Raw genomic sequence first — 25,249 nt, forward strand, 5'->3', positions numbered from 1 at the left:
TGCAGGATTTCGGCCGCCAGCAACGCTCAGCCGGGCAAGGGCACCGTCAGTCCGACCTTGACCCGGTCCATGGCTACAAAAGTTCGGAACTTCCGAACATTGTTGCTGTCGAAGAACAGTCTTCGCGTCAGCGCCTCATACGCGCCCATGTCGGCTACCGTGATGACCAGGATGAAATCGGCCTCGCCGGTGACATAATAGCATTGCTGGACTTCAGGGGTTGCCGAGAATTGCCGCTTGGCCGCGTCGATCAGTTCGGCGCGTTCGCTCTCGAGTTCCACCTCGACGAAGATGGTGATGGGCTGGCCGACCGCCGTCGGCTCGACGACCGCGACATTGCCGGCAATGACGCCGGTCTGCTCCATGCGCTTGATGCGGCGCTGCACCGCTGGCGCCGACAGGTTCACCGCTTCGCCGATCAGCCGCTGCGGCGTCGTGTTGTCCCGCTGCAGGATGGCAAGGATGGCGAGATCGAAACTGTCGAGCGAGGATGGCAATACAGGCAATGGAGATATCCCTGGCGAAACAAACTTGCATTTGGGAGGCCATATTACAGCGCCCCTTGCGCCGATCCTGCAATATATTCTCGCTGAAGGAGGCCGCCAGTGTTCCTGCTCAACCGTAATGCCTTGCATCGCCTGCCACTCGATCCGGCCGACGCCGATACCCTTGGCGTGGCCGGCGCCGACACGGTCGAGCGTTTTCTTGCCCACCGCGACAATCACCGGATGACGCCGCTGCATGCGCTGCCGGCGCTCGCCAGCGAATTCGGACTTGGCGCCACCCACATCAAGGATGAAGGCTTTCGCCTCGGCTTAGGCAGCTTCAAGGCGCTTGGCGGCGCCTATGCCGTCTTTCGCCTGGTGCTGGAGGAGGCAGGCAGCCGGCTTGGCCGACCCGTCGATGTGGCCGATCTCGATCAGCCTGATGTGCGGGCTGTCGCCGCGGCGATGACATTTGCCTGTGCGACCGACGGCAATCATGGCCGCTCGGTCGCGCAAGGCGCGCAACTCGTCGGTGCGCGGGCGGCGATCTTCGTCCACGCCGGCGTCAGCGAGGAGCGCATAGCGGCAATAGCCCGCTATGGCTCCGAGATGATCCGCGTCGACGGCAATTATGATGATTCTGTCAGGCAAGCTGCCCAGGTTTCGGCCGAGAAGGGCTGGACCGTCGTGTCCGATACCTCGTGGCCGGGCTACGAACGCATTCCCGGCCTGGTCATGCAGGGCTATACGGCGATCGCGCGCGAAGCCTTGAATCAGCTCCCTCGGACGCCAACCCATGTCTTCGTGCAGGCCGGTGTCGGTGGTATTGCCGCCGCGCTGGCCGGCCATCTGGCCATCGTCCTCGGTGATGCCAGGCCGACCTTCACCGTGGTCGAGCCGGCGCGTGCCGCCTGTGTTTTTGCAGCCGCCCAGGTCGGGCGCCCGGTCAAGGTCGCGCATGGCCAGCCGACGGTGATGGCCATGCTCGAATGCTACGAGGCCTCGCCGGTCGCCTGGCGGGTGCTGGCACGCGCCGCCGACGCCTTCATGACGGTGGATGAGGCCGACGCCGTCGCGGTGATGCGGCGGCTGGCGCGGCCGGCCGCCGGCGATCCTGTGATCGTTGCCGGCGAAAGCGGTGGCGTCGGCCTTGCTGGCCTGATCAGGGCGATGGCCGACAACCGGGCCGAGCTTCAACTCGATGGCAAATCGCGGGTGCTGGTGATCAACACCGAAGGCGCCACCGATCCGCATCGCTATGCCGAACTGGTTGGCATGAGCCCGGCCGATGTGCTGGCCGGCAAGATGACAGCCGAGGCAACGGCATGATCGCCATCGATGGGCAGCGCCTGCTTGGCCGTATCCGCGAACTCGGTGCTGTTGGCCGGGACAGCGAGGGCAGGCTGATCCGGCTGGCCGCCTCCGACACCGACAGGCAGGGCCGCGATCTCTTCGTCGGCTGGCTGCGACAGGCCGCGCTCGATGTTGCCATCGACCGGGTCGGCAACATATTCGGCATCTGGCAAAGCCCGGAAAATACCGGGCAGGCGCCGCTGCTCATCGGTTCGCATATCGACACCGTCATCGATGCCGGCATTTATGACGGCTGCTACGGCGTGCTTGCCGGGCTGGAAGTGATCGAGACGCTCAAGGCATCCGGCTTTTCGCCGTCGCGCCCGGTCGCGGTCGCCGCTTTCACCAATGAGGAGGGCGTGCGCTACACCCCCGACATGATGGGCTCGCTGGTCCATGCCGGCGGGGTCAGTGCCGAAACGGTGCTGGCGGCTGTCGGCACCGACGGCAGCGTGCTGGGGCAAGAACTCGCCCGCATCGGCTATGCCGGCGACCGGGAACCCGGCTTCCTCAAGCCGCATGCCTATCTCGAACTGCATATCGAACAGGGGCCGGTGCTGGAACGCGAAGGTTTGCCGATCGGCGCGGTGGAGAATCTGCAAGGCATCTCCTGGCAACGCGTCACCATCGACGGCGTCGCCAACCATGCCGGCACCACGCCGATGTCGATGCGCAACGATGCCGGCCACGCCGCCGCCCGGGTCATCACCTTTCTGCTCGACCGGACCAAAGCCTCGAACGCGCCGACCGTCGCCACCGTCGGCACGATCCGCTTCGAGCCGAATGCCATCAACGTCATTCCCTCGCGCGCCGTCTTCACCATCGATCTGCGCGATCCCGACGAACGGCGCCTGCAGGCAGCGGAGGCGGCACTTGCCGCCTATCTCGAGCTTGCCGCCACCGAGAACGTGACGATCTCGGTCGAGCAGCTGGCCCGCTTCGAGCCGGTGATCTTCGACCTCGGCATCGTCGAACGAATCGAGGCCGCCGCGAGGACCCGTGGTCTCGGCGTCAGGCGCATGACATCAGGCGCCGGCCATGACGCACAGATGCTGGCGCGTATTGCCCCGGCAGCGATGATCTTCGTGCCGAGCGCCGACGGCATCAGCCACAATCCGCGCGAGCACACCGACGATGCCGAGCTTGTTGCCGGCGCCAACATCCTGCTTGATGTGGCCGCGCAACTGGCAAAGTAGGTCAGGAGGGGCAGAAGAATGTCTGAACTCGATCGCGAGGCGCTGAAGCAGGAAATGATTCTCTGGCGGCGCGATTTGCATGCGCACCCCGAATTCGGCTTCGAGGAGAAGCGTACAGCCGCCTTCGTCGCCGCCAAATTGCGTGAGTTCGGCCTCGACGATGTCACCGAGGGCGTCGGCGGCACCGGCGTCGTTGGCACGCTGAAGCGCGGCCGCGGCAACCGGGCCATTGCGCTCAGGGCCGACATGGATGCGTTGCGCATCACCGAGCAGTCGGACGCACCCTATCGTTCAGGCAATCCCGGCATCATGCATGCCTGCGGCCATGACGGCCACACCACCATGCTGCTCGCCGCGGCAAAGCTGCTGGCCGGCGAGGGTGGTTTCGACGGCACCGTGCGCTTCGTCTTCCAGCCGGCCGAGGAATGGGGCAGGGGCGCGCTCGCCATGCTCGACGATGGGCTGCTGCAGCGCTTTCCCTTCGATGAGATATTTGGCCTGCACAACATGCCCGGCCTGCCCATCGGGCATTTCGAGACCCGCGCCGGCCCGGTCATGTCGGCCGAGGATATCTTCGAGATCGTGCTTAAAGGGCTCGGTGGCCATGCCGCGCGGCCGCATGCGGGAAATGAGACGCTGGTCGCCGCCTGTGCGCTGGTCACCAATCTGCAGACCATCGTCTCGCGCCGGCTGAGCCCGGCCGACATATCGGTGGTTTCGGTGACCGAGCTGATCACCGACGGCACCCGCAACGCACTGCCAGGCCTTGCCCGCATTCTCGGCGATGCGCGCAGCTTCCGCCCCGAGGTTAGCGCGGAGATCGAGCGGCAGATGCGCATCATCGCCGAGGGCACAGCTGCCGCCTACAATGTCACCGCCGAGGTCAATTACAGCAGGGAGTTCGTGCCGCTGCGCAACGATGCCGAACTGGTCGATGCCGCGTTCGCTGCCGCGAGAGGCGTCTTCGAGCCCGGCAACATCGCTGTCGCCCGCGAGCCGATGACCGCCTCGGAGGATTTCGCTCGCTTCCTCGATCACGTGCCAGGCTGCTTCGTCTTCCTCGGCAACGGCGAAGCTTCCGCGCCGCTGCACAATTCCAGCTACGACTTCAACGATGACGGGCTGTTGTTCGGCACGAATTTCCATGTCGCCGTGGTCAGGCAAAGACTGGGTGGCGAGGCGGGAAGATGATCGCGTTTTGATCGCCGGACCGCGCTCGCCGCTGGCCCAAACACCGCTGCTATTGCCAGCCAGCACCGGGGTTTATTGAATTCCCCCAGTTTTTGTTGAACTCCCATTGACGGAGATCGCACGCCGATGATCAGGATTTCGCTTCTGGGAATTCCCAACGACGACAATTCGTCCTTCGCCAAGGGGCCGGCGCAAGCACCCGCCCATATCCGTCCCGAATTGTTCTGCGATGCCTACAGCATGTGGAGCGAAACCGGTTTCGACCTGACCGACAGGCTGGTCGATCATGGCGACATCCGTTTCGACGCCGCCACTGATCCATGGGATCTGATCGAAGGCGAGGTTGGACGCGTGCTGGAAACCGGCGATCCGCTGATCTGCCTCGGCGGCGACCATGCCATCTCCTGGCCGGTGCTGCGCGCGGTGCGCCGCCGGCACTCCAGCCTGACCATTCTGCACATCGACGCGCATCCCGACATGTATGATGCCTATCAGGGCAATCCGCGCTCCCACACCTCGCCCTTTGCCCGCATCATGGAAGAGCGGCTTGCCGACCGCCTGATCCAGGTCGGATTGCGCACAGTCAACGACCATCATCGTGACCAGTTCGAGCGGTTCGGCGTCGAGGTCATCGAGGCCGCGCGGTTCAGCGATGATCTGCGGCTCGACCTCACGACGCCGGTCTATATCTCGATGGATCTCGGTGGGATCGACCCGGCTTTTGCGCCAGGGGTCTCACACCGCGAACCCGGCGGCCTGACCACCCGTCAGGTCATCAACCTGATTCAGTCGGTCAACCAGCCGATCGTGGCGGCTGATATCGTTGAGTTAAATCCCTCTCGTGACATCGCCAACCTGACCGCCGGCGTGGCGGCAAAACTCCTCAAGGAGATTGCCGGGATGATGGTCAAGACACATGGGTGACGGGCGGCGAGGGTACGCTTTTAACGAAGACAATCGCCCGATGACGCGAGGGAAAGACTCAGCTAAGTTCTGCTGTGCGGCGGACCTAATTATCCGCTTGGCCGGCGCTTCATTCCTCCTCCCAAGCGGCGCCGGCCTTCTTCTCCAATCGCCCTCCCTGCCGATGCTAAATTAGCGAAAGTTAAATTTAGAGCGTTCGGGCTTGCCTGGAATTAGGGTCTTTCCGGCATAGGTCTGGCGTGCCTTTCGGGGTGCTGGCAGGAAGACCGATGCGCGGGCGTGGATGGATCAAGGCGTTGCGTCAGGACGAGGCCCGGCAGGTGCGTGCGCACATTGCTGAACTGGAGCGCGACCTGATGGCGACCTCTCCGCAGGGCCGCCATAGGCGGCATGAGGCAGGACACGAACTCCGCAATGCCAAGTTCCGCCTGGAGCGTCTCGAGGAATGCATCGCCGAAATACCGGAGCGGGCTGAGCGCTAGCGGAAGCGATCGCGGCTCTCGATCACATACCCTGATAGTCGGGGAGGGAACCAAATGCCGTCCCCTCGGGTTGGTTCTGCTCCAATGGAGTATGCAACCATGTTCCGTCTGCTTATCGCCGGCGCTTTGGCCTATGTCACGTACCGCATGGCCCGGCAGATGATCGATAACGTGCCTGATTCAGTCGACCCGCTGCAGCTGCCGCCTTCGCAATATGATCGTGAGACCTTGCGCCGGCAGTCAGCCGCCATGGGTGTCGATCCGCAACACTAGGCGCGATCCGTTCCCTCGTTTTGCCCCCTAGGTCTGCGGAAGGCTAAGTCTGCCTCGCATCGGCGTTGCGAACAAAGCAGAAACGATGCTTGATGGGCGATGAACCTCGCCACCGCTGATTCGACCTTTCGGGACCCGACCGCCCAGCCTGCCTATCTCGCCCGGCTGAACGACGCCCAACGTCAGGCCGTCGAACATGGCGACGGCCAAATTGCCGGCCCGCTGCTGGTCATTGCCGGCGCCGGTTCGGGCAAGACCAACACGCTGGCGCATCGCGTCGCCCATCTGATCGTCAAGGGGGCTGACCCGCGCCGCATCCTGCTGATGACTTTTTCTCGGCGTGCCGCGGCCGAAATGGCGAGGCGCGTCGAGCGCATCGCCGGCGAAGTGCTCGGCCGCGATGCCGCTGTGATCACCGATGCGCTGACCTGGGCCGGTACCTTTCACGGCATCGGCGCGCGGCTGTTGCGCGACTATGCGCTGGAGATCGGCCTCGACCCGGCCTTCACCATCCATGACCGTGAGGATTCCGCCGACCTGATGAACCTGGTCCGCCACGAGTTCGGCTTCTCGAAGACGGAAGCGCGTTTCCCCACCAAGGGAACCTGCCTTGCCATCTATTCGCGCGCCGTCAACGCACAGGCGCCGCTTAACGAGGTATTGGGTTCTGCCTTTCCCTGGTGCGCCGGCTGGGCCGAGCAATTGAAGCAATTGTTCGCCGGTTACGTCGAAGCGAAGCAGGCGCAAAACGTGCTCGATTACGACGATTTGCTGCTCTATTGGGCGCAGATGGCGGCCGAGCCTGAAATAGCTGAGCACTTGGGTGGGCGTTTCGACCATGTGCTGGTCGATGAATACCAGGACACAAACCGCTTGCAGTCCTCGATCCTGCTGGCGCTGAAACCCGACGGCGCCGGGCTGACGGTCGTCGGCGACGACGCGCAGTCGATCTATTCGTTCCGCGCCGCCGAGGTGCGCAACATCCTCGACTTTCCAAACCAGTTCGCGCAAGCCGCCGATGTGGTGATGCTGGAGCGCAATTATCGCTCGACCGAAACCATTCTTGCCGCCGCCAATGCGGTGATCGGCGAAGCCTCGGAGCGCTTCACCAAGGACCTGTGGTCGGAGCGCAAATCCACCGACAAGCCAAGGCTGGTGACCGTGCGCGACGAGGTCGAGCAGGCCAATTTCGTCTGCGATACCATCCTGGCCGAGCGCGAGGCCGGCACGGCACTGAAATCCCAGGCGGTGCTGTTTCGCGCCTCGCATCATAGCGGCCCGCTGGAGATCGAGCTCACGCGGCGCAATATTCCCTTCGTCAAGTTCGGTGGCCTGAAGTTTCTCGATGCCGCTCATGTCAAGGACGTGCTGGCGGTGCTGCGTTTTGCCCAAAACCCGCGCGACCGTGTCGCGGGATTCCGCGTGCTGCAACTGATGCCGGGTATCGGCCCTTCGGCCGCCGCGCAGATTGTCGAGACGATGACGACGGCGCTGGACGAGGCCATGGGGCTGGCCGGCTGGCGCCCGCCGCAACGCGCGGCGGATGACTGGCCGGGCTTCGTCTCGCTCTATTCCGGTCTGCGGGCCGGCGCCAAATGGCCGGCCGATCTCGAACAGATCAGGCTGTGGTACGAGCCGCATCTGGAACGCATCCACGAGGATGCGACGACGCGCCGAGCCGACCTTTTGCAGCTCGAGCAGATCGGCTCGGGCTATGCTTCGCGCGAGCGCTTCCTCACCGAACTGACGCTCGATCCGCCGGACGCCACCAGCGACCAGGCCGGGCCGCCACATCGTGACGAGGATTATCTGATCCTGTCGACCATCCACTCGGCCAAGGGCCAGGAATGGAAGAATGTCTTCGTGCTCAACACGGTCGACGGCTGCATCCCGGCCGATCTCGGCGTCGGCACCAAGGAGGACATCGATGAGGAGCGCCGGCTGCTCTACGTGGCGATGACGCGGGCCAAGGACAATCTCAACCTGGTCATGCCGCAGCGCTTCTTTCCGCACGGCCAGGCGGCGCGCGGCGACCGCCATCTCTATGCCTCGCGCACCCGCTTCATCCCGGCCTCGATCCTCGCCGCGTTCCAGCAGGTGTCGTGGCCAAGCGCGCAGGCGGCACAGGGCAGGGCGGCCCGGCCGGAGGTGCGCGTCGACATCGGTGCGCGCATGCGCGGCATGTGGAAATAGTCTCAGGGGTCGGCGCAATGCCCCAACCACCGATCAGGATCGGCCTCTCGGGCGCGCTGGGCCGCATGGGCCGCCAGATGGCGGACGCCGTGCAGGCCGATGCGCGGCTGGCGCTCACCGCCCGCTTCCATCGGCCGGGCATCGTAGGCGAAGGTCTGGTGAGCCGCGACCAGGCGCTTGCCATGGCCGACGTGATCATCGACTTTACCACGCCGGCAGCATCGACTGACCTGGCCAGGGTTTGCGCCGAACGCGGCGGTCCAGCCCTGGTTATAGGCTCGACCGGCTTCGATGCCGCCGAGTTGGCTGCTATCGCCGACGCCGCGAAAACGGTTCCCATCGTGCGCTCCGGCAGCTTTTCGCTGGGGCTCAACATGTTGGTCGGATTGGTCGAGCAGGCGGCGAGAGCGCTTGATCCCGACGACTGGGATGTCGAGATTGTCGAGGCGCATCATAGCCACAAGATCGACGCGCCGTCGGGGACGGCGCTGATGCTGGGGCAAGCCGCAGCCGGCGGGCGCGGCATCGACCTGGACACGGTCGCAAGGCGTGCACGCGACGGCGTCATCGGCGCGCGGCCGGCCGGCGAGATCGGCTTTGCTGTGGTGCGCGGCGGCAGCATCATCGGCGAACACAGCGTCAGCTTCTGCGCCGAGGGCGAGACCGTGACCTTGTCGCATGCAGCCGGCGACCGCGTCATGTTCGCCCGCGGCGCCATTGCCGCCGCACTCTGGGTGGCGGGACGCCCGCCCGGCGAATACGACATGCGCGACGTGCTGGGGTTCAACGCCTCGTGATGCGCAATCCCGCCTGATTTCGGCTATTCCTCTCATCGAACGGCTGAAAGCCAGCTGAAAGCTTGGGCATGCCATGACGGTGCCGCGGTGTTCACCGCGTGACCGGTCCTTGGTGGCCGGTGAGGAGGAAATGCGGCGCAGCCTGTCGGCGCGCCGCCCCAGGTGGAGGAAGTTTCATGACAGGTATCATCTCGAAGTGCGCCTTGCGCTCGGCGGCGCTGGCGTTGGCTATCGCCGCAACGGGTGCCACTGCGGCATCGGCGGCCGACAAGATCACCATCATCGTCGGCGGTATGGAAAAGCAGATCTATCTGCCGGCCGTGCTCACCCAGCAGCTCGGCTACTTCAAGGACCAGGGGCTCGATGTCGAACTGGTCAACTCGCGCGCCGGCGTCGAGGCCGAGAATGAACTGCTGGCCGGCGCCGTGCAGGGCGTCGTCGGTTTTTACGACCACACCGTCGACCTGCAGTCGAAAGGCAAATACATCCAGTCGATCGTCCAGTTCAGCCAGGCGCCGGGCGAGGTCGAACTGGTCTCCGCCAAGCATCCCGAAATCAAGTCGCCAGCCGACTTCAAGGGCGCCACGCTTGGCGTCACCGGCCTCGGCTCGTCGACCGATTTCCTCAGCCAATATCTGGCCGTGCGCAACGGCCTGAAGCCCGGCGACTATACGCTGCTGCCAGTCGGCGCCGGCAACACCTTCATCGCCGCCGTCAAGCAGGATCAGATCCAGGCCGGCATGACCACCGAGCCGACGATTGCCCAACTGCTCAAGACCGGCGAGGCCAGTGTCCTGGTCGACATGCGCACCCCTGAAAAGACCAAGGAAGCGCTGGGCGGCCCCTATCCGGCGGCGTCCTTCTACGTCCAGTCCGCCTGGCTCGAAGACCACAAGGACGAGGCACAGAAGCTCGCCAATGCCTTCGTCATGACGATGAAGTTCATCGCCACCCACTCGGCCGAGGAGATCGCCGACAAGATGCCGAAGGACTATTACGCCGGCAACAGGGATCTCTACGTGCAGGGTTTGGCCGGCGGCAAGGCGATGTTCACGCCGGACGGCCGCATGCCGGCCGACGGCCCACCGACCGTGCTCAAGGTCCTCTCGACATTCTCCAAGAGCCTGCAGGGCAAGCAGATCGACCTATCGAAGACCTACACGACGGCGTTCGTCGACGCCGCCAAATAGCCTCGCCCCGATGGGTACAGGCTTCCCGTCTTCGCCCATCGAAGAACAACGGCTTACGCCGCTTGCTTGAATCAAACCGGCAGCGGCACAGCCCTTGCCGAACCACCTGGAGACCCGCGGCCGCGCTGTGGGCTCCCTTGCCCCATTGCGACAGGAGTGTGCCATGCAACTGCAACCCATGGCGGCCGAGAGACTGTCTCAGGCCGCGCCGCCAGCCGATGCCGCAATCGCCATCGACGATGTGACACTGCGCTTCGTCACGCCGGACGGCCACGTGATGACGGCGATCCGCGATTTCACCATGACCGTGGCGCGTGGCGAATTCGCTTGCGTCGTCGGGCCGACCGGCTGCGGCAAGTCGACGACGCTCAACCTCGTCACCGGCCTGTTGCGGCCGACGACAGGCAATGTCCGGGTCATGGGCAATCCGGTCACCGACATCAGCCGCGACATCGGCTTCGTCTTTCAGGCCGACGCGCTGTTTTCGTGGCGCAGCGTCATCGACAATGTCGCCGCCGGTCCGCTCTATCGCGGCACGCCCAAGGCGCAGGCCTATGAGCGGGCGCGTGACTGGATCGGCCGCGTCGGCCTGGGGCGCTTCGAAAAGCACTATCCGCATCAGCTCTCCGGCGGCATGCGCAAGCGCGTCGCGCTCGCCCAGACCTTCATCAACCAGCCCAAGATCCTGCTGATGGACGAGCCGTTCAGTGCGCTCGACATGCAGACGCGCACCGCCATGCAGGACGAGCTGCTGGGTCTGTGGTCGGAGCAGAAGTCTTCCGTCGTCTTCGTCACCCACGACCTGGAGGAGGCGGTGGCGCTGGCCGACAAGGTCTATGTGCTGACGGCGGGACCGGGCACGGTCAAGAGCGTCTACCGCATCGACCTGTCGCGTCCGCGCGTCATGGCCGACATTCGCTACGACCCGAAATTCGTCGAGATCGCCAAGGTGATCTGGAACGACCTGCGCGAGGAAGTGAAGCTCGGCCAAAGCCGCACCTTGCAAACCGGCCATTGAGAGGAGACGCCGCCATGACTGCCATCTCTCCCGCCACCACTTCCCAGGCCGCCGTCCGCGATGCCTCCATCGCCGTTGCCGAAGGCCGGGCGAAGGCGCGGCTGCGCCGCCGTCATGCGCTGGTCATCGGGCCTGCGCCTGGCTATCCTGGTCGTCTTCCTCGGCCTATGGGAACTCGGTGCTGACTACAACATCATCGATCCGTTCTTCTTCGCCAGCCCGTCCGGCATCTGGGACCAGATCTGGGTGTGGATCACCGAAGGCACGTCGCAAGGTCCGCTTTGGGTGCAGATCTATGTGACGCTCGAGGAAACATTCCTCGGCTTCGTCATCGGCGCCGTCGGCGGCATCGCCGCAGGCATCATCCTCGGCCGCAACCGGCTGCTGGCGGACGTCTTTTCCATCTACATCAAGATCGCCAATTCGGTGCCGCGTGTCGTGCTGGGTTCCGTGTTCATCATCGCACTTGGCCTCGGCATGGCTTCCAAGGTGGCGCTCGCCGTGGTGATGGTGTTCTTCGTCGTCTTCGCCAATGCCTTCCAGGGCGTGCGCGAAGCCGACCGGGCGATGATCGCCAACGCCCAGATTCTCGGTGCTTCGCCGTTCCAGATCACACGCACCGTCATCATCCCGTCGGCGATGAGCTGGATCCTGGCCAGCCTGCATGTCAGCTTCGGCTTTGCCCTGGTTGGCGCGGTGGTCGGCGAATTCCTTGGCGCCAAGCAAGGCATGGGCTTGCTGATCTCGACCGCGCAGGGCGCCTTCAACGCCAATGGCGTCTTTGCCGCCATGATCATCCTGGCGGTGATGGCGCTGGTGGTGGAGTTCATCATCACTCGCTTCGAGAACTATGTCGTCAAATGGCGGCCGGCGCCGTTCAACGAGCAGGGGACGTGACTCCTGCTTCTGATTCGGCAAGCTGCGATCAGGCCAGAGGCAATCTTACCTCAACCATCAGACCACCGGTCGCGCCATCTCCAAGGGTGACGCGGCCGCCGGCATTTTCGACGACCTCGCGCACGATGGCGAGGCCAAGCCCGCTGCCTTCCTCGGTCGAACCGGCAATGCGGTAGAAGCGCTCGAACACATGGTCCCGCTCGTCCGCCGGAATGCCGGGCCCATCATCGGCGACTGTCAGCACGGCTTCGCCGTCGATGGCCGCCAGCTTCACCGTGACGCTGCCGCCGGCCCGGGAATAGCGAAGCGCATTGTCGACAAGGTTGACGATCATCTCGCGCAGCATGGTGCCGTCGCCGATGACCGGCACGGGGCCGGCTTCGTCGAGACCGAGATCGATATTGCGCGAGAGTGCCGCCGGCGCCTGGGCCTCCAGCACATGACGGGCGGCGTCAGTCAGGTCGATGCGGTCGGCGCGCGGCCGCCGGCTGCCGGGTTCGGCTCGCGATAGGGTTAGCAGCTGTTCGGCCAGCCTTGCCAGCTTGCCGGTACTTGCCTGCAGCGCCACGAGGGCTTCCTGGCGCGCCTCGGCAGCATTTTCGCGAAGCGCGTAGCTTGCCTGTGTCGACAGCAGCGCCAGCGGTGTGCGCAACTGGTGCGCCGCATTGGCGATGAAACGGCGCTGCGCCGCCATCTGCGCTCGCACCCGCTCAATATAGGCGTTCAGCGCATCGATCAGCGGCTGGATCTCGCTTTGCGCCCCCGGCACTTCGACGGGATCGAGGTCACTGCGGCTTGGCGAGCGCACCGCGTCGCGCAGCCGGATCAGCGGTGCCAGGCCGCGACGCAGGCCGAGCAGCACGAAGATGCCGGCAATGGCCACCAGCGCCAGTTGCTGGGCAAAGGCGCTGAGCCACAGCCGTTTCACCATCGCATCATGCCCGGCCAGCGTGACACCAACGGTGACGGATATTGGCGAGTCGCTACCGGCGCCGACCACCGCATGACTGAATGTAAGCAGCCGCAGCGCTTGGTCGCGATAGACCGCTTCCATGCTCGGCTGCCTCGGACCCTCGGGTAGGTCGGGGTAGCCGGTCAGCAAACGCCCGCCAGCCGTCTCGACATGATAATAGACGCTGTCGCGATCACCGGTGTCGAACATCTCGATAGCCGCCGGTGGCACCGTGGCATCGAGCACGCCATCCACTATGGCGACATGTTCGGCAATCGCGCGTGCCGAACCCAGCAGCATCCGGTCGGTGACCAGATCGGCGGTCGCCTGCGCGCTGCGGTGGCTGGTCCACAGGTTGATGGTGGCGAGCCCGGCAAGCGGCAACACCACCCAGGCCAGCAACTGCAGGCGGAGGCTGCTAATCCTCATGGCGCAAGAGATAGCCAAGACCACGCAAGGTGGCGATCTGGACCCGCGACCCTTCGAGCTTCTTGCGCACACGGTGTACATAGATCTCGATGGCGCTGGGGTCGGCGTCGGTCTCGAAATCGTAGATTGCCGCCGACAGTGCCGCCTTGCTCACAGTGCGTCCGGCCTTGACCATTAATTGTTCAAGCACGGCATGCTCGCGCGGTGTCAGCGCCAGCGTTTCGCCGGCGAGCGAAAACAGCCGCGTGTTGGTGTCGAAGACGAGGTCGCCGCAGGCAACGACAGGCGCGTGCGGTCATTGGCGCGGCGCAGTTGCACGCGGATGCGCGCCTCCAGTTCCTCGATCTGGAACGGCTTTGCCAGATAGTCGTCGGCGCCTTCATTGAGGCCCTTGACCCGGCCATCGAGGCTGGCATTTGCGGTCAATACGATCACCGGCACCGCATTGCCGCGCGCCCGCAGCATGCGCAACACTTCCAACCCGCCCATGCGCGGCAGCGCCAGGTCGAGTATGACAAGCGCGTGGTCGCCGGCCGCCAGTGCATGCTCCACATCTTCGCCGTCATGGACGATGTCGACGACATAGTTCGCCTGGCGCAAGGTCTTGCCCAGCCAGTCGGCCAGTTCGCGATTGTCTTCGACGAGCAGCAGCCGCATTTCTATCGCTGTCCTGGGAGGCTGCCATCTCGCATGGAGGATGCGGCTAGCAGCGTACAAATGCATACTCAGGAACAACCGATAGTATCGATCCAGCCGCAAGGCAAATAGCGGACTAGCCTGCTGCCACCGCCTTTGAGCAGCCTGAATTCGCCCACGTTCGATAAAACCGAACCGTTCGGTTCGATTATGATTGACGGACCGTCCATGTTTGGTGAACGTCGGCTCAATGACTGACGGCGTCATGCACTGGGCGGTTTCTTATAACCATCTGATTTTGACTAATAAAAATCTTACCGCCGAGGCCCTGCGGCAAATTTCAAGGCCTGGATTCGGGCTGCGGAGGAACATCTTCGTACCACGGCAGGGCAAACCCATCTCGGGGTGGTCCGAGCGACGCGAAATTCCTCCCAAGGGCACGCCACTAGACGGACAGAACAAACACTGGAGTAAATAAAATGACCAAGATCGCTCTTACCGCCGCCGCCATCCTCGTCGCCACGGGCACTGCTTTTGCCGGCAGCGACAACTATGGCTCGGCCAACGCCAATCAGCCCGCCGCGGCTGTCGACCAGTCGGTCACCGCTTCGACCTCGAAGTCGACGCAGACCGTCCAGGCCCCCGCTTCGCAGGGTGCTGACCGCAATCTCTTCGGCCGTTAATCGCGACTGCCGACCCAATCTTGAATTCAGGAGTACTTAAAATGACCAAGATCGCACTCACCGCCGCCGCCATCCTCGTTGCCACGGGCAGCGCCTTTGCCGGCAGCGACAACTATGGCTCTTACAATGCCAACCAGCCGGTTCCGAACCAGTCGGTTACGAGCCAGTCGACTTTCAACCTCGACACCTCGCACACCGGCTCGATCCTGAAGTCCTCGAAGGCACAGGGCGACGCCAATGCCAAGGTGCCGGCTCAGTCGGGCCAGGGCATCTGGGGCCGCTGATCAACACAGGCCTTGATTACATTACAAAGAGCGGTGGGCTTGGCCCGCCGCTCTTGTTTTTTGCGCAGAGGAATAGGCACCAGCCGGCGCCGTCGGCTTGAGCCACGATCTTCGCAGTCGGCAAAAAACACTCCGCGTCCAGGAACAAAATCGGAGGGCGCGGGCCTGTCGCACCTGGATTCTAGCCCAGATCCTTCGGCCGCAGACAATGCGTCAGCCGGGCTGAAGACACGCCCGACCAATCGCCCTCGAAGACGAAACGCGCAAGGGCTGCCGTCGGGAACTTTTCCTCGAGCCTCTTGTGCGCCTTGGCCTCCGAGCTTGGCCCGGCAAGCTGTTTGGCCAGATCTTCCAGGCCGGGATTGTGGCCGACCACCAGCAAGCTGCCACTCGAAGCGTCGGCCTGACGTATCTGGCTCAGAATATCCGCCGCTGAAGCATCATAGAGCGCCTCGGTGAGCGCGACCCGGGGATGCGTGGGCAGCTCCGCTGCCACCAGCCGCCAGGTGTCGCGGGTGCGCAGCGCCGACGACACCAGCACCAGGTCCGGCAGCCAGTCGCGCGCTACAAGCTCGCGACCCATCAAACGCGCTGCCTTCAATCCGCGTTCGGACAAGGGACGGTCGAAATCATCGAGACCAGGGTCATCCCAGCTCGATTTGGCGTGGCGCAGGAGAAACAGCTGTTTCATCGGCTTATTCAATCCAAGGGAATGTCGTGCCAGGAGATCGACAAGCATCAAAACAATGTCGACACGTCGCGCGCGCCGTGCACGACACGGATGATCTCGACATGCTTCTCGGTGACACGATAGATCGCGAGATAGTTGCCCATCGTTAGCGCTCGTGCCTCGGTGGCGATGTCTGGCCTTCGCGCGCCGGATTCGGGGAAGGCCGCCAATTGCAGGATACGATCGGCAATAGCCCCCAGAAATCGGTCTGCCGCGAGCGGGCTGTCGTTGGCGATAGCGAGCCATATGTCGATCAGGTCGTTCTCGGCCGCCGGACTGCGGACAATCGGGATGCCGGCCATCCACCGCTACTTTGCGCCGCCGAGTCGATTACGGGCCTTCCGCTTGATGGCCTCGATGTCGAAAGGCGCGAACGGGCCACTCTCCATGCCTTCCGTCCAGGCTTTCCGCAGCCGTTCCGCTTCGGCTTCGCGCAAGGGCTGCCGCAGCCGCCACTCTCGCAAGGCTTCGCGGATCACTTCGCTCGCCGATCCGTATTGCCCGCTAGCCACGGCTCCCTTGACCATATCAAGCAGTTCCGGGGAAAGCGCCACGCTGACTTTCTCGACTGTTGCCATCGACCTGTCTCCTTACCAAAACGGTAGCAAATATTGCTACCGTTTTCAATGGCAAGGCTCACGGTGTGATGCGCGCCAAGTGCTCGAGGTCGGTTTCCTCGCGCAGCGGATCGGGCGCCATCACCACCGATGTGCTGTTGTCGGCATCGTCGGCAAAGTGGGCAAGCACGGTGCGGCCGGCCTCCATGCGCGCCTTGCCTTCGGCGACCAGCCCCAGCGCCAACGGATAGAGCCGGTGTTCGGTCTTCAGCACACGGGCAGCCAATGCATCCGCATTATCACCGACCATCACCGGCACGGCCGCCTGGGCGATGATCGGGCCGTCATCCATCTCGGAGGTGACGAAATGCACGGTGCAGCCGTGGATGCGGATGCCGGCGGCAAGCGCGCGTGCATGCGTGTCGAGCCCCTTGAACGCCGGCAGCAGGGCAGGGTGGATGTTGATCATGCGGCCCTGCCATTTCTGGACAAAGCCGGGGGTGAGGATACGCATATAGCCGGCCAGCGCCACGATCTCGGCCTTGAACGCCACGAGCGCTGCGTCGATCGCGGCGTCATGTGCCTGCTTGCTGCCATGGTCGGCGCGCGAGATGACCTGTGTGGCGATGCCGCGCGCCTTGGCTATGCCGAGGCCGGCGGCGTCGGCCTTGTCGGAAATGACGCCGACGATCTCGGCCGGGAAAGCCGGGTCGCTGGCCGCCGCGATCAGCGCGGTCATGTTGGAGCCGCGCCCCGAGATCAGGACGACGGTGCGTTTCCTCTGCGTGCTCATAGGCCGATCGAGCCCCGATAGATGACGCCGGCGTCGCGGCGCGGCACGATGCGGCCGATCGGCGTCACCGTCTCGCCGGCTTCTTGCAGCACGGCGGCGACCTGCGCTGCCTGGCCGGACGCGACCACCAAAATCATGCCGATGCCGCAATTGAAGGTGCGCATCATCTCTTCTGGCGCGACACCGCCGGTCTTGGCCAGCCACGAGAACACGGGAGGGACGTCGATCGCCTCGAGGTCGAGTTCGGCCGAAAAATCCTTGGGCAGCACGCGCGGAATGTTTTCCGGGAAGCCGCCGCCGGTGATGTGGGCCAGCGCCTTGATGCCATGCGTGTTGCGGATAGCCTTGAGGATCGACTTGACGTAGATGCGGGTCGGCTCGAGCAGCGCCTCAGCGAGCGTCGCCTCGTCGTTGAACGGCGCCGGATCGCCCCACGCCAGGCCGCTGACGGCGACGATGCGGCGCACCAGTGAAAATCCGTTCGAATGCAGGCCCGAGGAAGCCAGGCCCAGCAGCACATCGCCTTCGACGATGTCGTCGGTGGGCAAGAGCTGGCCGCGTTCGGCTGCGCCCACCGCAAAGCCGGCAAGGTCGTAGTCGTTGCCGTGATACATGCCGGGCATTTCGGCCGTTTCGCCGCCGATCAGCGCGCAGCCGGCCTGGCGGCAGCCCTCGGCAATGCCGCCGACGATCGCGGCACCCTGGTCGGGATCGAGCTTGCCGGTGGCGAAATAGTCGAGGAAGAACAGCGGCTCGGCACCCTGCACGACGAGGTCGTTGACGCACATGGCGACGAGATCGATGCCGATCGTGTCGTGCTTGCCGGCATCGATGGCGATCTTGAGCTTGGTCCCGACGCCGTCATTGGCCGCGACGAGCACCGGATCGGTGAAACCGGCGGCCTTGAGGTCGAACAGGCCGCCGAAACCGCCGATCTCGCCATCGGCGCCCGGCCGGCGCGTCGCGCGCACCAGCGGCTTGATCTTCTCGACCATGAGATTGCCGGCATCGATATCGACGCCGGCTTCGGCATAGGTGAGCCCGTTCTTGCGCTTGCTCATTTCTGGCGCTTGCTCATCGCTGTTTCCACTCGTTTGCGGGCTCTTCGCATGAACGGCCTCGCCTCGCAAGGATAACGGCGGAATGGTGGGCTTTTGCCCCCGATAAAAGCGTGGGCGGTGGTTTTTCGGCGGCGGTGGCGCCCCTTGTGCAAACCCCTGTCCTCACTTTTACCGGAGGCGAAACCTCGCGCCTCCATCTTCGCTCTCATCCTTTGCATCCTTGTGTCTAGCTGTTGTTGGTGCTCTGCTGCCACGCATCAGGCATCGGGGGACAAGCCATGCTCAATCCGTCGCAACAGATCATGAGGCTGGGATTCGGATTCGCCGTGTCACAGGCACTGCGCGTCATTATCGAACTCGGCATCCCCGATCTCCTGGCTGCCAGCGAGCGGTCGGTAGATGAACTAGCGGCTGCCACTCAATCTGATGCTGACTCGCTTTATCGTGTAATGCGACTTCTCGCGCCTGAAGGGGTCTTTAGGGAAGTACTGCCCCGTCATTTTGAGTTGACGGAGGTTGGCGCCGTGCTGCGCTCCGATCGGCCGGGTCCCCGCGACTTCGTCCGTATGATCAACAGCGAGGCCTATCTTGCCTTCGAGCAGCTGCTGCATTCTGTGCGCACCGGAAAGCCGGCCTTCGACAAGGTGTTCGGGAGCCCAAGGTTTGACTGGCTGTCGGAACACCCGGTGCAGGCTGCCTTGTTTCAGCGTGCCATGGTCGCCTTGAGCCAAGGCAGCAACGAGGCTGTTGCCGAAGCTTATGATTTCAAGCCGTTCACGCGTGTCGTCGACGTTGGCGGCGGGCATGGTCAGCTTCTCTCGGCGATTCTGGCCAGCAACCCTCATTTGAGCGGCGTGCTTTTCGATCTGCCTTCGGGCGTTGGGGCGGCACGCCAGGGTGCCGGGGGCGACCTGCCGCGCACCGAATTTGTCGCCGGCGATTTTTTTGAAAGCGTTCCCACCGGTGATGCCTACGTCATCAAGAAGGTCGTTCACGATTGGGATGATGGGCGTGCCGTGGTGATATTGCGAAACTGCCGCAAGGCAATGCTGCCGAACGGGAAGGTGCTTGTGGCCGAGACGCTCGTGCCGCCGGGTGACGAGCCGAACCTGATCAAGGGTATCGACGTGGTCATGCTCGCCGTTACCGGCGGTCTGGAGAGAACGCAGGTCCAATATGCAAACTTGTTCGAAGCCGCTGGGCTGCGCCTTGAACGGGTGATTCAGACCCGAGGACCCATTTCCATCCTTGAGGCGTCCGCGGCCTGAGATGGCCGGCTGTTGGCGCGTCTCTGTTGCACCCGGCCCCAGTCTCCATCATGTATCAGCAGAACAGAAGCAACGGGACATTGCGTTGACCATCCCCAATCTGATCACCATCCTGCGCCTTGTTCTGGTGCCAGCGGTGGTGCTGGCGATGCTGCAGGCGCGCTGGGACTGGGCCTTTGCCGGGTTCCTCGTCGCCGGCATTTCCGATGGCGTCGACGGCTTCATCGCCCGCCGTTTCAACCAGCAGTCCACGCTCGGCGCCTATCTCGACCCGGTGGCCGACAAGCTGTTGCTGGTTTCGGTGTTCGTCGTCATGGGCTTCATCGGGCAACTGCCGCTGTGGCTGGTCGTCACCATGGTGTCGCGCGACGCGCTGATCGTCTGCGCGGTTGTGTTGTCCACCGTCATGGCGCATCCGGTCGAGATGAAACCGCTTTTCGTGTCGAAGGCCAACACCGCCATCCAGATCGTGCTAGCCGCGGTTGTGCTGGGCGAACTCGCCCTTGTCGTTCACCTCGACCCGCTCAGGCCAGCCCTCATATTGCTGTCCGGGGTCTTGACCGTGGCTTCGGCCGCGGCCTATCTCGTGGCTTGGCTGAGGCACATGAGCGGCTATGGCGAAGGCTCCACTCCGGACATCTGAGACAGAAGCGGCGGCGATAGAGGCTGCGGCCGCCGACATTGCCGCGTCCGCGACCTTTCGCCGCCAGATCTTCTTCTGGCTGGCCGGCGCGGCCATCCTGGCGCTTTTTCTCTACGTCTTCAGCGCCATCCTGCTGCCCTTCGTCGCCGGCATGGTGCTCGCCTATTTCCTCGATCCCGTCGCCGACCGGCTGCAGCGGCTCGGCCTGTCCCGTTTCATGGCGACGGTGGTCATTCTCATCACCTTTCTCATCGTGCTGGTGCTGGCCTTCGTCATCCTCATCCCCGTTCTGGCCACGCAGATGGCCGATTTCGCTGGCAAATTGCCGGAGTATCTGACCCGGCTGCAGAGCCTGATCACGTCGTTCGATCCGAAATGGCTGGAACAGAAATTCGGCGTCAACGCCAATGGCCTGCGCGACGGGTTGAATTCGCTGCTGACTTCCGGCTTCGGCCTGATCACCACCGTCTTCACCTCGCTGTGGAGTTCCGGCATGGCGCTGGTCTCGGTGGTCAGCCTGTTCGTGGTGACGCCGGTGGTCGCCTTCTACATGCTGCTCGACTGGGACCGCATGGTGGCTGTCATCGACAGCTGGGTGCCGCGCGACAACGTCGCGACCGTGCGCGCCATCGCGCGTGACATCAACACCGCAACAGCCGGCTTCGTGCGCGGCCAGGGCACGCTGTGCCTGGTGCTGGGCGCCATGTACGCCATCGGGCTGACGCTGACCGGCTTGAATTTTGCCATCCTCATCGGCCTGTTCGCCGGGCTCATCTCGTTCATTCCCTATGTCGGATCGCTGACCGGGCTGGTGCTGGCCGTCGGCGTTGCCTTCGTCCAGTTCTGGCCGGACTGGACCATGATCGTCGCCGTCGCGGTCGTGTTCTTCATCGGCCAGTTCATCGAAGGCAACATCCTGCAGCCGCGGCTGGTCGGCAAAAGCGTCGGCCTGCACCCGGTATGGCTGATGTTTTCGCTGTTCGCCTTCGGCGCGCTGTTCGGCTTCGTCGGTTTGCTGATTGCGGTGCCAGCTTCCGCCGCCGTTGCCGTGCTGGTACGGTTTGCCATAGCCCGCTATCTCGAATCGCCGCTCTACAGGGGCCACGGCGTTGAGCCGGAAACCCCGGCCGGTCGTCGCAAGGCCGTCAAGCCATGATCTGGCCCATGATCTGGCCGATGACCAGGTGCCTTGCCGGTCCGCACGGTTGAGCCGCATGAGCGACCAGAAAGCCGACCCGCCGCGCCAGTTGCCGCTCGATCTCGGCCATGGCACCGGCTATTCGCGTGACGACCTGGTCGTTTCCGGCACCAACAATCAGGCTGTGGCCTTGGTCGACCGCTGGCCTGACTGGCCTTCGCCTGTGGTGGTGCTGGCCGGTCCCGCCGGCTCCGGCAAGACGCATCTGGCTTCGATCTGGCGCGCGCGCGCCAACGCGGTGGCGGTCGACGCCAGGCGCATTGGTGACAGCATCGCTAATCTCGGCGCCCGGCCGGCACTGATCGACGATGTCGATACCGGCGCGGTCGATGAACAAGGCCTGTTCCATCTGATCAATGCGGTGCGTGGTGCCGGCTCGACGCTACTCCTGACGGCGCGCCGCTTCCCATCGGCTTGGGGCGTCAGGCTGCCTGATCTCGCCTCACGGCTGAAAGCGGCGGCGACAGTCGAGATCCATGAGCCCGACGATCTCCTGCTCGCCGGCGTCATCACCAAACTGTTCGCCGACCGCCAGGTCGAGGTCGAGCCTCATGTCGTGCAGTATCTCGTCCGCCGCATCGAGCGCTCGCTGGCGACAGCGATGCGCGTGGTGGAAAGGCTGGACCGCACCGCACTCGAGCGCAAGATGGCGATCACGCGCACGCTCGCCGCTGAAACCGTCAACGCCATGGATGAGGGGCAGGGCGAGTTCGAGATCTAGAATTGGGCGAGGACGGCCAACTCCTGACGGTCCAGATCGGTGCCATATGCGATGATGATGGATACCGTTGTGGAGAGTGGGGAAAATTAGATGTGCCCAAATATTCTGCGACGAACCTTTTTCCAATTCCACTCAAGTCGCTTGTACCACAAGGGGCGCCACTTTTTTTGACCGGGTATGGAGGTTGGGAAAGCGCCGTTGTGGGTCCCCTGTTCAACGATAGGCCTTTCAAACCAAAGGACTTCCACGCCCAGTAGCGGGTCAATCCCATCCAACTGGTGGCCTATCGTTGCTGTCATCTTGTTTTTGGAAAACCAATCACAACGCGCTTCCGCAGTCGGTCTCGTGATGAGATATGAATCCGTCGCGCGGCTATGAGGGGCAGGATACAGCTTCTGGCGCTTCGATATCTTCCAGATTGGCAGGTAGTAGTTACCTGCGTTGCCAAGATATATCGCCACTTTCCTAGTGGGATCCCCAAGTTCGGCAATTCCTTGCTTCAGCTTGTCGACAAAATCCGGGGTGAGAAAAACGTCGTCTTCCAATACGAGACAATAGGGCAGGCCGGAGGCCAAAAATTCCTGCCAGGCGCCAATATGTTTTAAACTGCACGATATTTGCGGCGCAGAAAGCGCCGTTTCAGAAAACTCTTCTTGAATTTTTTCTTGGATGTCCGAGACATCGTAATCCAGGAACCAGTTGACGGGAACGCCCCGGCTGCCGAGCTCTTTCAAAATGTGCCGCTCTCGGTCCTCGTATCCCTCCTTTACATGGCATACCCGGACAAAGACATCGTTCGGAAAGGTTTTCATGGAGGCGTTTTACGCATTCAGATTGGTAAATCAAGCGCCTTGGACGGCAACAGTATTGGTAGTTGCCGCCAAATGCCGGCCGGCTGGTGAGGAGGCGCGCGACGAGGTCACTCTGCCGTTGCGGCGCAGCGATACGGCAGGTTCCCGGCGGGACGGTAGCCATGGCCAAAAGCGCGCCAGCTGTATCGTGGCATTGCCGACCGAACCGCCGATCGCCGCTGCAACCTTTCCGTTCGCAAGGCATGAAGAACCCGCGACCGCGCCTGCGTCAATGAGGGCTGGATCGCATTCCCTGACGAAGCGAGACGATCAAGGGCACGGCAAGTGCGGCGACCGTGATTGTGGCTCTCGTCGCGGGCACAGGTGCCTAGATCTCGTGGAAAATGAGAGGATGGTCGGAGTGGAGAGATTCGAACTCCCGACCCTCTGGTCCCAAACCAGATGCGCTACCAGGCTGCGCTACACTCCGAACGGTCTGTTGCCTATTCATTTCGGTGTGGCATGGCAAGTGCAAAAACCTTGCCGCCGTGCGCATTGCGCAGTAATGACGGGCAAAGGGTGGCGATGCTGCCTTGCACAATAACGAGGTGGCCATGTCCGCGCGCATTTTCAGCCCAGCCAAAACCGCGATGCAGTCCGGCAAGGCCAAGACCGGCTACTGGGTGCTGGAATTCGATCCTGAGATGCGCAAGAAGATCGACCCGCTGATGGGCTACACGACGTCGGGAGACATGAAAAGCCAGATCAGGCTCACCTTCGACACCAGGGAAGAGGCGGTGGCCTACGCCGAAAAGGAAGTGCTCGCCTACCGCGTCGAGGAGCCGAAAGAGACCAAGCGCCGCCAGATTTCCTATGCGGAGAATTTCCGCTATGACCGCAGGACGCCCTGGACGCATTGAACGGCGGCCAGCGCAAAAATATCCAGCCGGCCCAAGGGCCGGCCAGCGGTCCCGTAGCTCAGCTGGATAGAGCACCGGCCTTCTAAGCCGATGGTCACAGGTTCGAATCCTGTCGGGATCGCCAATAATTTCAAGGGCTAGTGTGTGATGAGGGTCGGATTGGCGTGGATCGCGCCGCCGCCAGCGCTGTCGTATTATTTCGTGACTCGGCCTTTTCGGAACCTTTCCCGCGCACGGCGCGTTTCGGCGCCTGTATTCGCAAAGCCTCATACAAAATGCGGATCGGTGGGAGGCAAACACGGGTGGGGAGGAGTGTTGCAATGTCGAACCGAGAAATAGGAATGTCTGCGGCCCTGGATCGGCGCATCGCCGATCTCAAGGTCAGGATGCAGGCCGCCCGGATCACGGAATACGAAATGAAGACCTTTCAGAAAGTGGCTTCCGTCATGGGCGGCGGCGAAGGCTCCCTCCGCCTTGATGCCGACGACCTGATCGCGGCCTCCTTTGTCGTCGACGCGCTGGGTGAACCAACGCTCAACTGACGGCGGGCGGTCTGGCTTCGAGTGCCGCCTGCCTTTGCTCTGCAAGCAGCTTGGTCCAAGTCTTCAAGCTGGAATCAGGATGGCCGCTTTTTCGGCGGCCGTCCTGTAGCGTCCGCGCGCAAGCATCTATCGTGGGCGGCGGTGCCTGCGCTCCGCGCTATGCCGCCCGACATCGAATTGGAGGAAAAGTCTTATCAATTTGTTTGCGTTGGTGCGTCATAGTAGCGGCGGCTAACGGAGTTGAACGCGATGAAGCTCGATCTGTCGCCGACGAGTTGGGGCAGGGTGATCGCTGTCACGATAGCCGGTACGGCATTCTTCATTGCCGTGGCGTTCTTCGTCGATTCCTTCAATTTCCCCTATCTTTCACCCGAGGCCGTGTGGCGGGCGCAGATGACCGATCTGATGCTGCCTTTGGTGCTGGGCGGCTCGTTTCTGTTTTTTCTCATGTGGAAGATTCGCCAGCTGGCCATCGCGCAGCGCGACCTTAGCGTCATTGCCGCCACCGACAGCCTGACGGCGGTGCTGAACCGCGGTGCCTTTTCGATGCTGGTCGAAGCCTATCTCGAGCAGACCCGCAAGCAGGAGCAAACCCGTTCGGGCGCGCTGCTGATCATCGACGCCGACCACTTCAAGTTGATCAATGACCGCTTGGGCCATGATTGCGGCGACCAGGCGCTCAAGCTGATAGCGCAGGCGATCAAAGGGCAACTGCGTGGCGGCGATATTGTCGGCCGCATCGGCGGCGAAGAATTCGGCGTGTTTCTTCCCGGCGTGGATCCCTCGCAATCCTGGGTGGTTGCCGAAAGCATCCGCCGGCGTATCAGGGAGATGGACTTTTCGCCCGGTGGCAGGCCTTGCCCGCTTTCCGTCAGCATCGGCGGCACGAGCTTTACTGGCCCGATCACCTATGAGGAGATCTTCTCCGCCGCCGACAGAAGGCTTTACACGGCCAAGTCGAACGGGCGCGATCAAGTCAGCTTCGATCCGGCGGGCGCCGCTCCGGTGCCTCCGCCCAGCGTCGCCACGGTACATTGACAAC

Annotated in this window: 27 protein-coding genes, 2 tRNA genes and 2 pseudogenes; 21 read left to right on the top strand and 10 right to left on the bottom strand. The window is 63.3% G+C overall.

All coding sequences use genetic code 11. The features are described 5' to 3' along the window. Positions 1 to 26: 26 nt before the first annotated feature. Positions 27 to 506 (bottom strand): Lrp/AsnC family transcriptional regulator, encoded by a 480-nt coding sequence (locus ACFOJ9_RS11590; RefSeq protein WP_378978998.1) that lies wholly within the window; start codon positions 504 to 506, stop codon positions 27 to 29. Between the two features lie 99 nt (positions 507 to 605). Here ACFOJ9_RS11590 and ACFOJ9_RS11595 point away from each other — a divergent pair, with 99 nt between their 5' ends. The 11 genes and pseudogenes from ACFOJ9_RS11595 (at position 606) to ACFOJ9_RS11645 (ending at position 11,999) form a co-directional block, all read left to right on the top strand. Beyond that, complete coding sequence (locus ACFOJ9_RS11595) at positions 606 to 1,814, top strand: diaminopropionate ammonia-lyase (RefSeq protein WP_378978999.1); 1,209 nt, start codon at positions 606 to 608, stop codon at positions 1,812 to 1,814. Further along, positions 1,811 to 3,034, top strand: a complete 1,224-nt coding sequence (locus ACFOJ9_RS11600; RefSeq protein WP_378979000.1) for a Zn-dependent hydrolase — start codon at positions 1,811 to 1,813, stop codon at positions 3,032 to 3,034. Before ACFOJ9_RS11595 ends, ACFOJ9_RS11600 begins: the two co-directional genes overlap by 4 nt. 18 nt (positions 3,035 to 3,052) lie before the next feature. Beyond that, positions 3,053 to 4,225, top strand: coding sequence for an amidohydrolase (locus tag ACFOJ9_RS11605; protein WP_378979001.1), 1,173 nt, complete (start codon positions 3,053 to 3,055; stop codon positions 4,223 to 4,225). A 126-nt stretch (positions 4,226 to 4,351) separates the two neighbouring features. Further along, positions 4,352 to 5,149 carry an arginase family protein gene (locus tag ACFOJ9_RS11610; RefSeq protein ID WP_378979002.1) on the top strand — a complete coding sequence of 266 codons (798 nt, stop codon included), beginning with the start codon at positions 4,352 to 4,354 and terminating at the stop codon, positions 5,147 to 5,149. Between the two features lie 269 nt (positions 5,150 to 5,418). Beyond that, a complete protein-coding gene (locus tag ACFOJ9_RS11615) occupies positions 5,419 to 5,631 on the top strand; it encodes a hypothetical protein (protein ID WP_378979003.1) in 213 nt (70 codons plus the stop codon). 99 nt (positions 5,632 to 5,730) lie between these two features. Continuing rightward, positions 5,731 to 5,904 carry a hypothetical protein gene (locus ACFOJ9_RS11620; RefSeq protein WP_378979004.1) on the top strand — a complete coding sequence of 58 codons (174 nt, stop codon included), beginning with the start codon at positions 5,731 to 5,733 and terminating at the stop codon, positions 5,902 to 5,904. A gap of 99 nt (positions 5,905 to 6,003) precedes the next feature. Beyond that, positions 6,004 to 8,097 carry an ATP-dependent helicase gene (locus ACFOJ9_RS11625; RefSeq protein ID WP_378979005.1) on the top strand — a complete coding sequence of 698 codons (2,094 nt, stop codon included), beginning with the start codon at positions 6,004 to 6,006 and terminating at the stop codon, positions 8,095 to 8,097. A gap of 17 nt (positions 8,098 to 8,114) precedes the next feature. Further along, positions 8,115 to 8,894 carry a 4-hydroxy-tetrahydrodipicolinate reductase gene (gene dapB / locus ACFOJ9_RS11630; protein WP_378979006.1) on the top strand — a complete coding sequence of 260 codons (780 nt, stop codon included), beginning with the start codon at positions 8,115 to 8,117 and terminating at the stop codon, positions 8,892 to 8,894. 176 nt (positions 8,895 to 9,070) lie between these two features. Beyond that, positions 9,071 to 10,084, top strand: a complete 1,014-nt coding sequence (locus tag ACFOJ9_RS11635) for an ABC transporter substrate-binding protein (RefSeq protein ID WP_292567462.1) — start codon at positions 9,071 to 9,073, stop codon at positions 10,082 to 10,084. Between the two features lie 163 nt (positions 10,085 to 10,247). Next, entirely contained in the window at positions 10,248 to 11,102 is an 855-nt protein-coding gene (locus ACFOJ9_RS11640) for an ABC transporter ATP-binding protein (protein ID WP_378979007.1), read from the top strand. A 14-nt stretch (positions 11,103 to 11,116) separates the two neighbouring features. Then, positions 11,117 to 11,999: pseudogene (locus tag ACFOJ9_RS11645) on the top strand (ABC transporter permease). 28 nt (positions 12,000 to 12,027) lie between these two features. Here the strand turns inward: ACFOJ9_RS11645 and ACFOJ9_RS11650 are convergent. Further along, positions 12,028 to 13,380 (bottom strand): sensor histidine kinase, encoded by a 1,353-nt coding sequence (locus ACFOJ9_RS11650; protein ID WP_378979008.1) that lies wholly within the window; start codon positions 13,378 to 13,380, stop codon positions 12,028 to 12,030. After that, positions 13,370 to 14,037, bottom strand: a pseudogene (locus ACFOJ9_RS11655) (response regulator). Before ACFOJ9_RS11655 ends, ACFOJ9_RS11650 begins: the two are co-directional and overlap by 11 nt. Positions 14,038 to 14,495: 458 nt before the next feature. Between ACFOJ9_RS11655 and ACFOJ9_RS11660 the strand changes: the two are divergent. Beyond that, a complete protein-coding gene (locus ACFOJ9_RS11660; protein WP_378979009.1) occupies positions 14,496 to 14,699 on the top strand; it encodes a DUF680 domain-containing protein in 204 nt (67 codons plus the stop codon). A 41-nt stretch (positions 14,700 to 14,740) separates the two neighbouring features. Beyond that, positions 14,741 to 14,983: a DUF680 domain-containing protein gene (locus ACFOJ9_RS11665; protein ID WP_378979010.1), complete on the top strand. Its 243-nt coding sequence runs from the start codon at positions 14,741 to 14,743 to the stop codon at positions 14,981 to 14,983. Between the two features lie 181 nt (positions 14,984 to 15,164). Here the strand turns inward: ACFOJ9_RS11665 and ACFOJ9_RS11670 are convergent, their stop codons facing one another. The 5 genes from ACFOJ9_RS11670 to purM are packed head-to-tail and all read right to left on the bottom strand — an operon-like array spanning position 15,165 to position 18,124. Beyond that, complete coding sequence (locus ACFOJ9_RS11670; RefSeq protein WP_378979011.1) at positions 15,165 to 15,674, bottom strand: SixA phosphatase family protein; 510 nt, start codon at positions 15,672 to 15,674, stop codon at positions 15,165 to 15,167. A 47-nt stretch (positions 15,675 to 15,721) separates the two neighbouring features. Continuing rightward, positions 15,722 to 16,015 carry a type II toxin-antitoxin system RelE/ParE family toxin gene (locus ACFOJ9_RS11675; RefSeq protein WP_378979012.1) on the bottom strand — a complete coding sequence of 98 codons (294 nt, stop codon included), beginning with the start codon at positions 16,013 to 16,015 and terminating at the stop codon, positions 15,722 to 15,724. A 6-nt stretch (positions 16,016 to 16,021) separates the two neighbouring features. Continuing rightward, on the bottom strand, positions 16,022 to 16,291 hold the full coding sequence (locus tag ACFOJ9_RS11680; RefSeq protein WP_378979013.1) for a type II toxin-antitoxin system ParD family antitoxin: 270 nt from the start codon (positions 16,289 to 16,291) through the stop codon (positions 16,022 to 16,024). A gap of 58 nt (positions 16,292 to 16,349) precedes the next feature. After that, entirely contained in the window at positions 16,350 to 17,063 is a 714-nt protein-coding gene (gene purN, locus ACFOJ9_RS11685) for a phosphoribosylglycinamide formyltransferase (protein WP_378979014.1), read from the bottom strand. Further along, positions 17,060 to 18,124 (bottom strand): phosphoribosylformylglycinamidine cyclo-ligase, encoded by a 1,065-nt coding sequence (purM, locus tag ACFOJ9_RS11690; protein WP_378979015.1) that lies wholly within the window; start codon positions 18,122 to 18,124, stop codon positions 17,060 to 17,062. The genes purN and purM overlap by 4 nt, the downstream gene beginning before the upstream one ends. A 278-nt stretch (positions 18,125 to 18,402) precedes the next feature. Between purM and ACFOJ9_RS11695 the strand changes: the two genes are divergently transcribed. The 4 genes from ACFOJ9_RS11695 (at position 18,403) to hdaA (ending at position 21,954) form a co-directional block, all read left to right on the top strand. Next, positions 18,403 to 19,392, top strand: coding sequence for a methyltransferase (locus ACFOJ9_RS11695; RefSeq protein ID WP_378979016.1), 990 nt, complete (start codon positions 18,403 to 18,405; stop codon positions 19,390 to 19,392). A gap of 85 nt (positions 19,393 to 19,477) precedes the next feature. Continuing rightward, positions 19,478 to 20,035: a CDP-alcohol phosphatidyltransferase family protein gene (locus tag ACFOJ9_RS11700; RefSeq protein ID WP_378979017.1), complete on the top strand. Its 558-nt coding sequence runs from the start codon at positions 19,478 to 19,480 to the stop codon at positions 20,033 to 20,035. Further along, the gene (locus ACFOJ9_RS11705; RefSeq protein WP_378979018.1) at positions 20,007 to 21,191 is read left to right on the top strand and encodes an AI-2E family transporter; all 1,185 of its coding nucleotides are present in this window, start codon (positions 20,007 to 20,009) and stop codon (positions 21,189 to 21,191) included. Before ACFOJ9_RS11700 ends, ACFOJ9_RS11705 begins: the two co-directional genes overlap by 29 nt. Before the next feature lie 58 nt (positions 21,192 to 21,249). Next, a complete protein-coding gene (gene hdaA, locus ACFOJ9_RS11710; RefSeq protein WP_378979019.1) occupies positions 21,250 to 21,954 on the top strand; it encodes a DnaA regulatory inactivator HdaA in 705 nt (234 codons plus the stop codon). Between the two features lie 86 nt (positions 21,955 to 22,040). Here hdaA and ACFOJ9_RS11715 read toward each other — a convergent pair whose 3' ends face one another. After that, positions 22,041 to 22,766: a glycosyltransferase family 25 protein gene (locus ACFOJ9_RS11715; RefSeq protein ID WP_378979020.1), complete on the bottom strand. Its 726-nt coding sequence runs from the start codon at positions 22,764 to 22,766 to the stop codon at positions 22,041 to 22,043. 392 nt (positions 22,767 to 23,158) lie between these two features. Beyond that, positions 23,159 to 23,235 (bottom strand) — tRNA-Pro (locus ACFOJ9_RS11720). 124 nt (positions 23,236 to 23,359) lie between these two features. Between ACFOJ9_RS11720 and ACFOJ9_RS11725 the strand changes: the two genes are divergently transcribed. The 4 genes from ACFOJ9_RS11725 to ACFOJ9_RS11740 all read left to right on the top strand — a co-directional run bounded on the left by ACFOJ9_RS11725 (position 23,360) and on the right by ACFOJ9_RS11740 (position 25,245). Next, positions 23,360 to 23,665, top strand: a complete 306-nt coding sequence (locus ACFOJ9_RS11725) for an ETC complex I subunit (RefSeq protein WP_378979021.1) — start codon at positions 23,360 to 23,362, stop codon at positions 23,663 to 23,665. A gap of 47 nt (positions 23,666 to 23,712) precedes the next feature. Next, positions 23,713 to 23,789 (top strand) — tRNA-Arg (locus ACFOJ9_RS11730). 196 nt (positions 23,790 to 23,985) lie between these two features. After that, positions 23,986 to 24,207 (top strand): hypothetical protein, encoded by a 222-nt coding sequence (locus ACFOJ9_RS11735; protein WP_378979022.1) that lies wholly within the window; start codon positions 23,986 to 23,988, stop codon positions 24,205 to 24,207. A gap of 249 nt (positions 24,208 to 24,456) precedes the next feature. Beyond that, complete coding sequence (locus tag ACFOJ9_RS11740) at positions 24,457 to 25,245, top strand: GGDEF domain-containing protein (RefSeq protein WP_378979023.1); 789 nt, start codon at positions 24,457 to 24,459, stop codon at positions 25,243 to 25,245. Positions 25,246 to 25,249: the final 4 nt, after the last annotated feature.

It is taken from the genome of Mesorhizobium cantuariense (assembly GCF_042647205.1).
GTDB lineage: Bacteria > Pseudomonadota > Alphaproteobacteria > Rhizobiales > Rhizobiaceae > Mesorhizobium > Mesorhizobium cantuariense.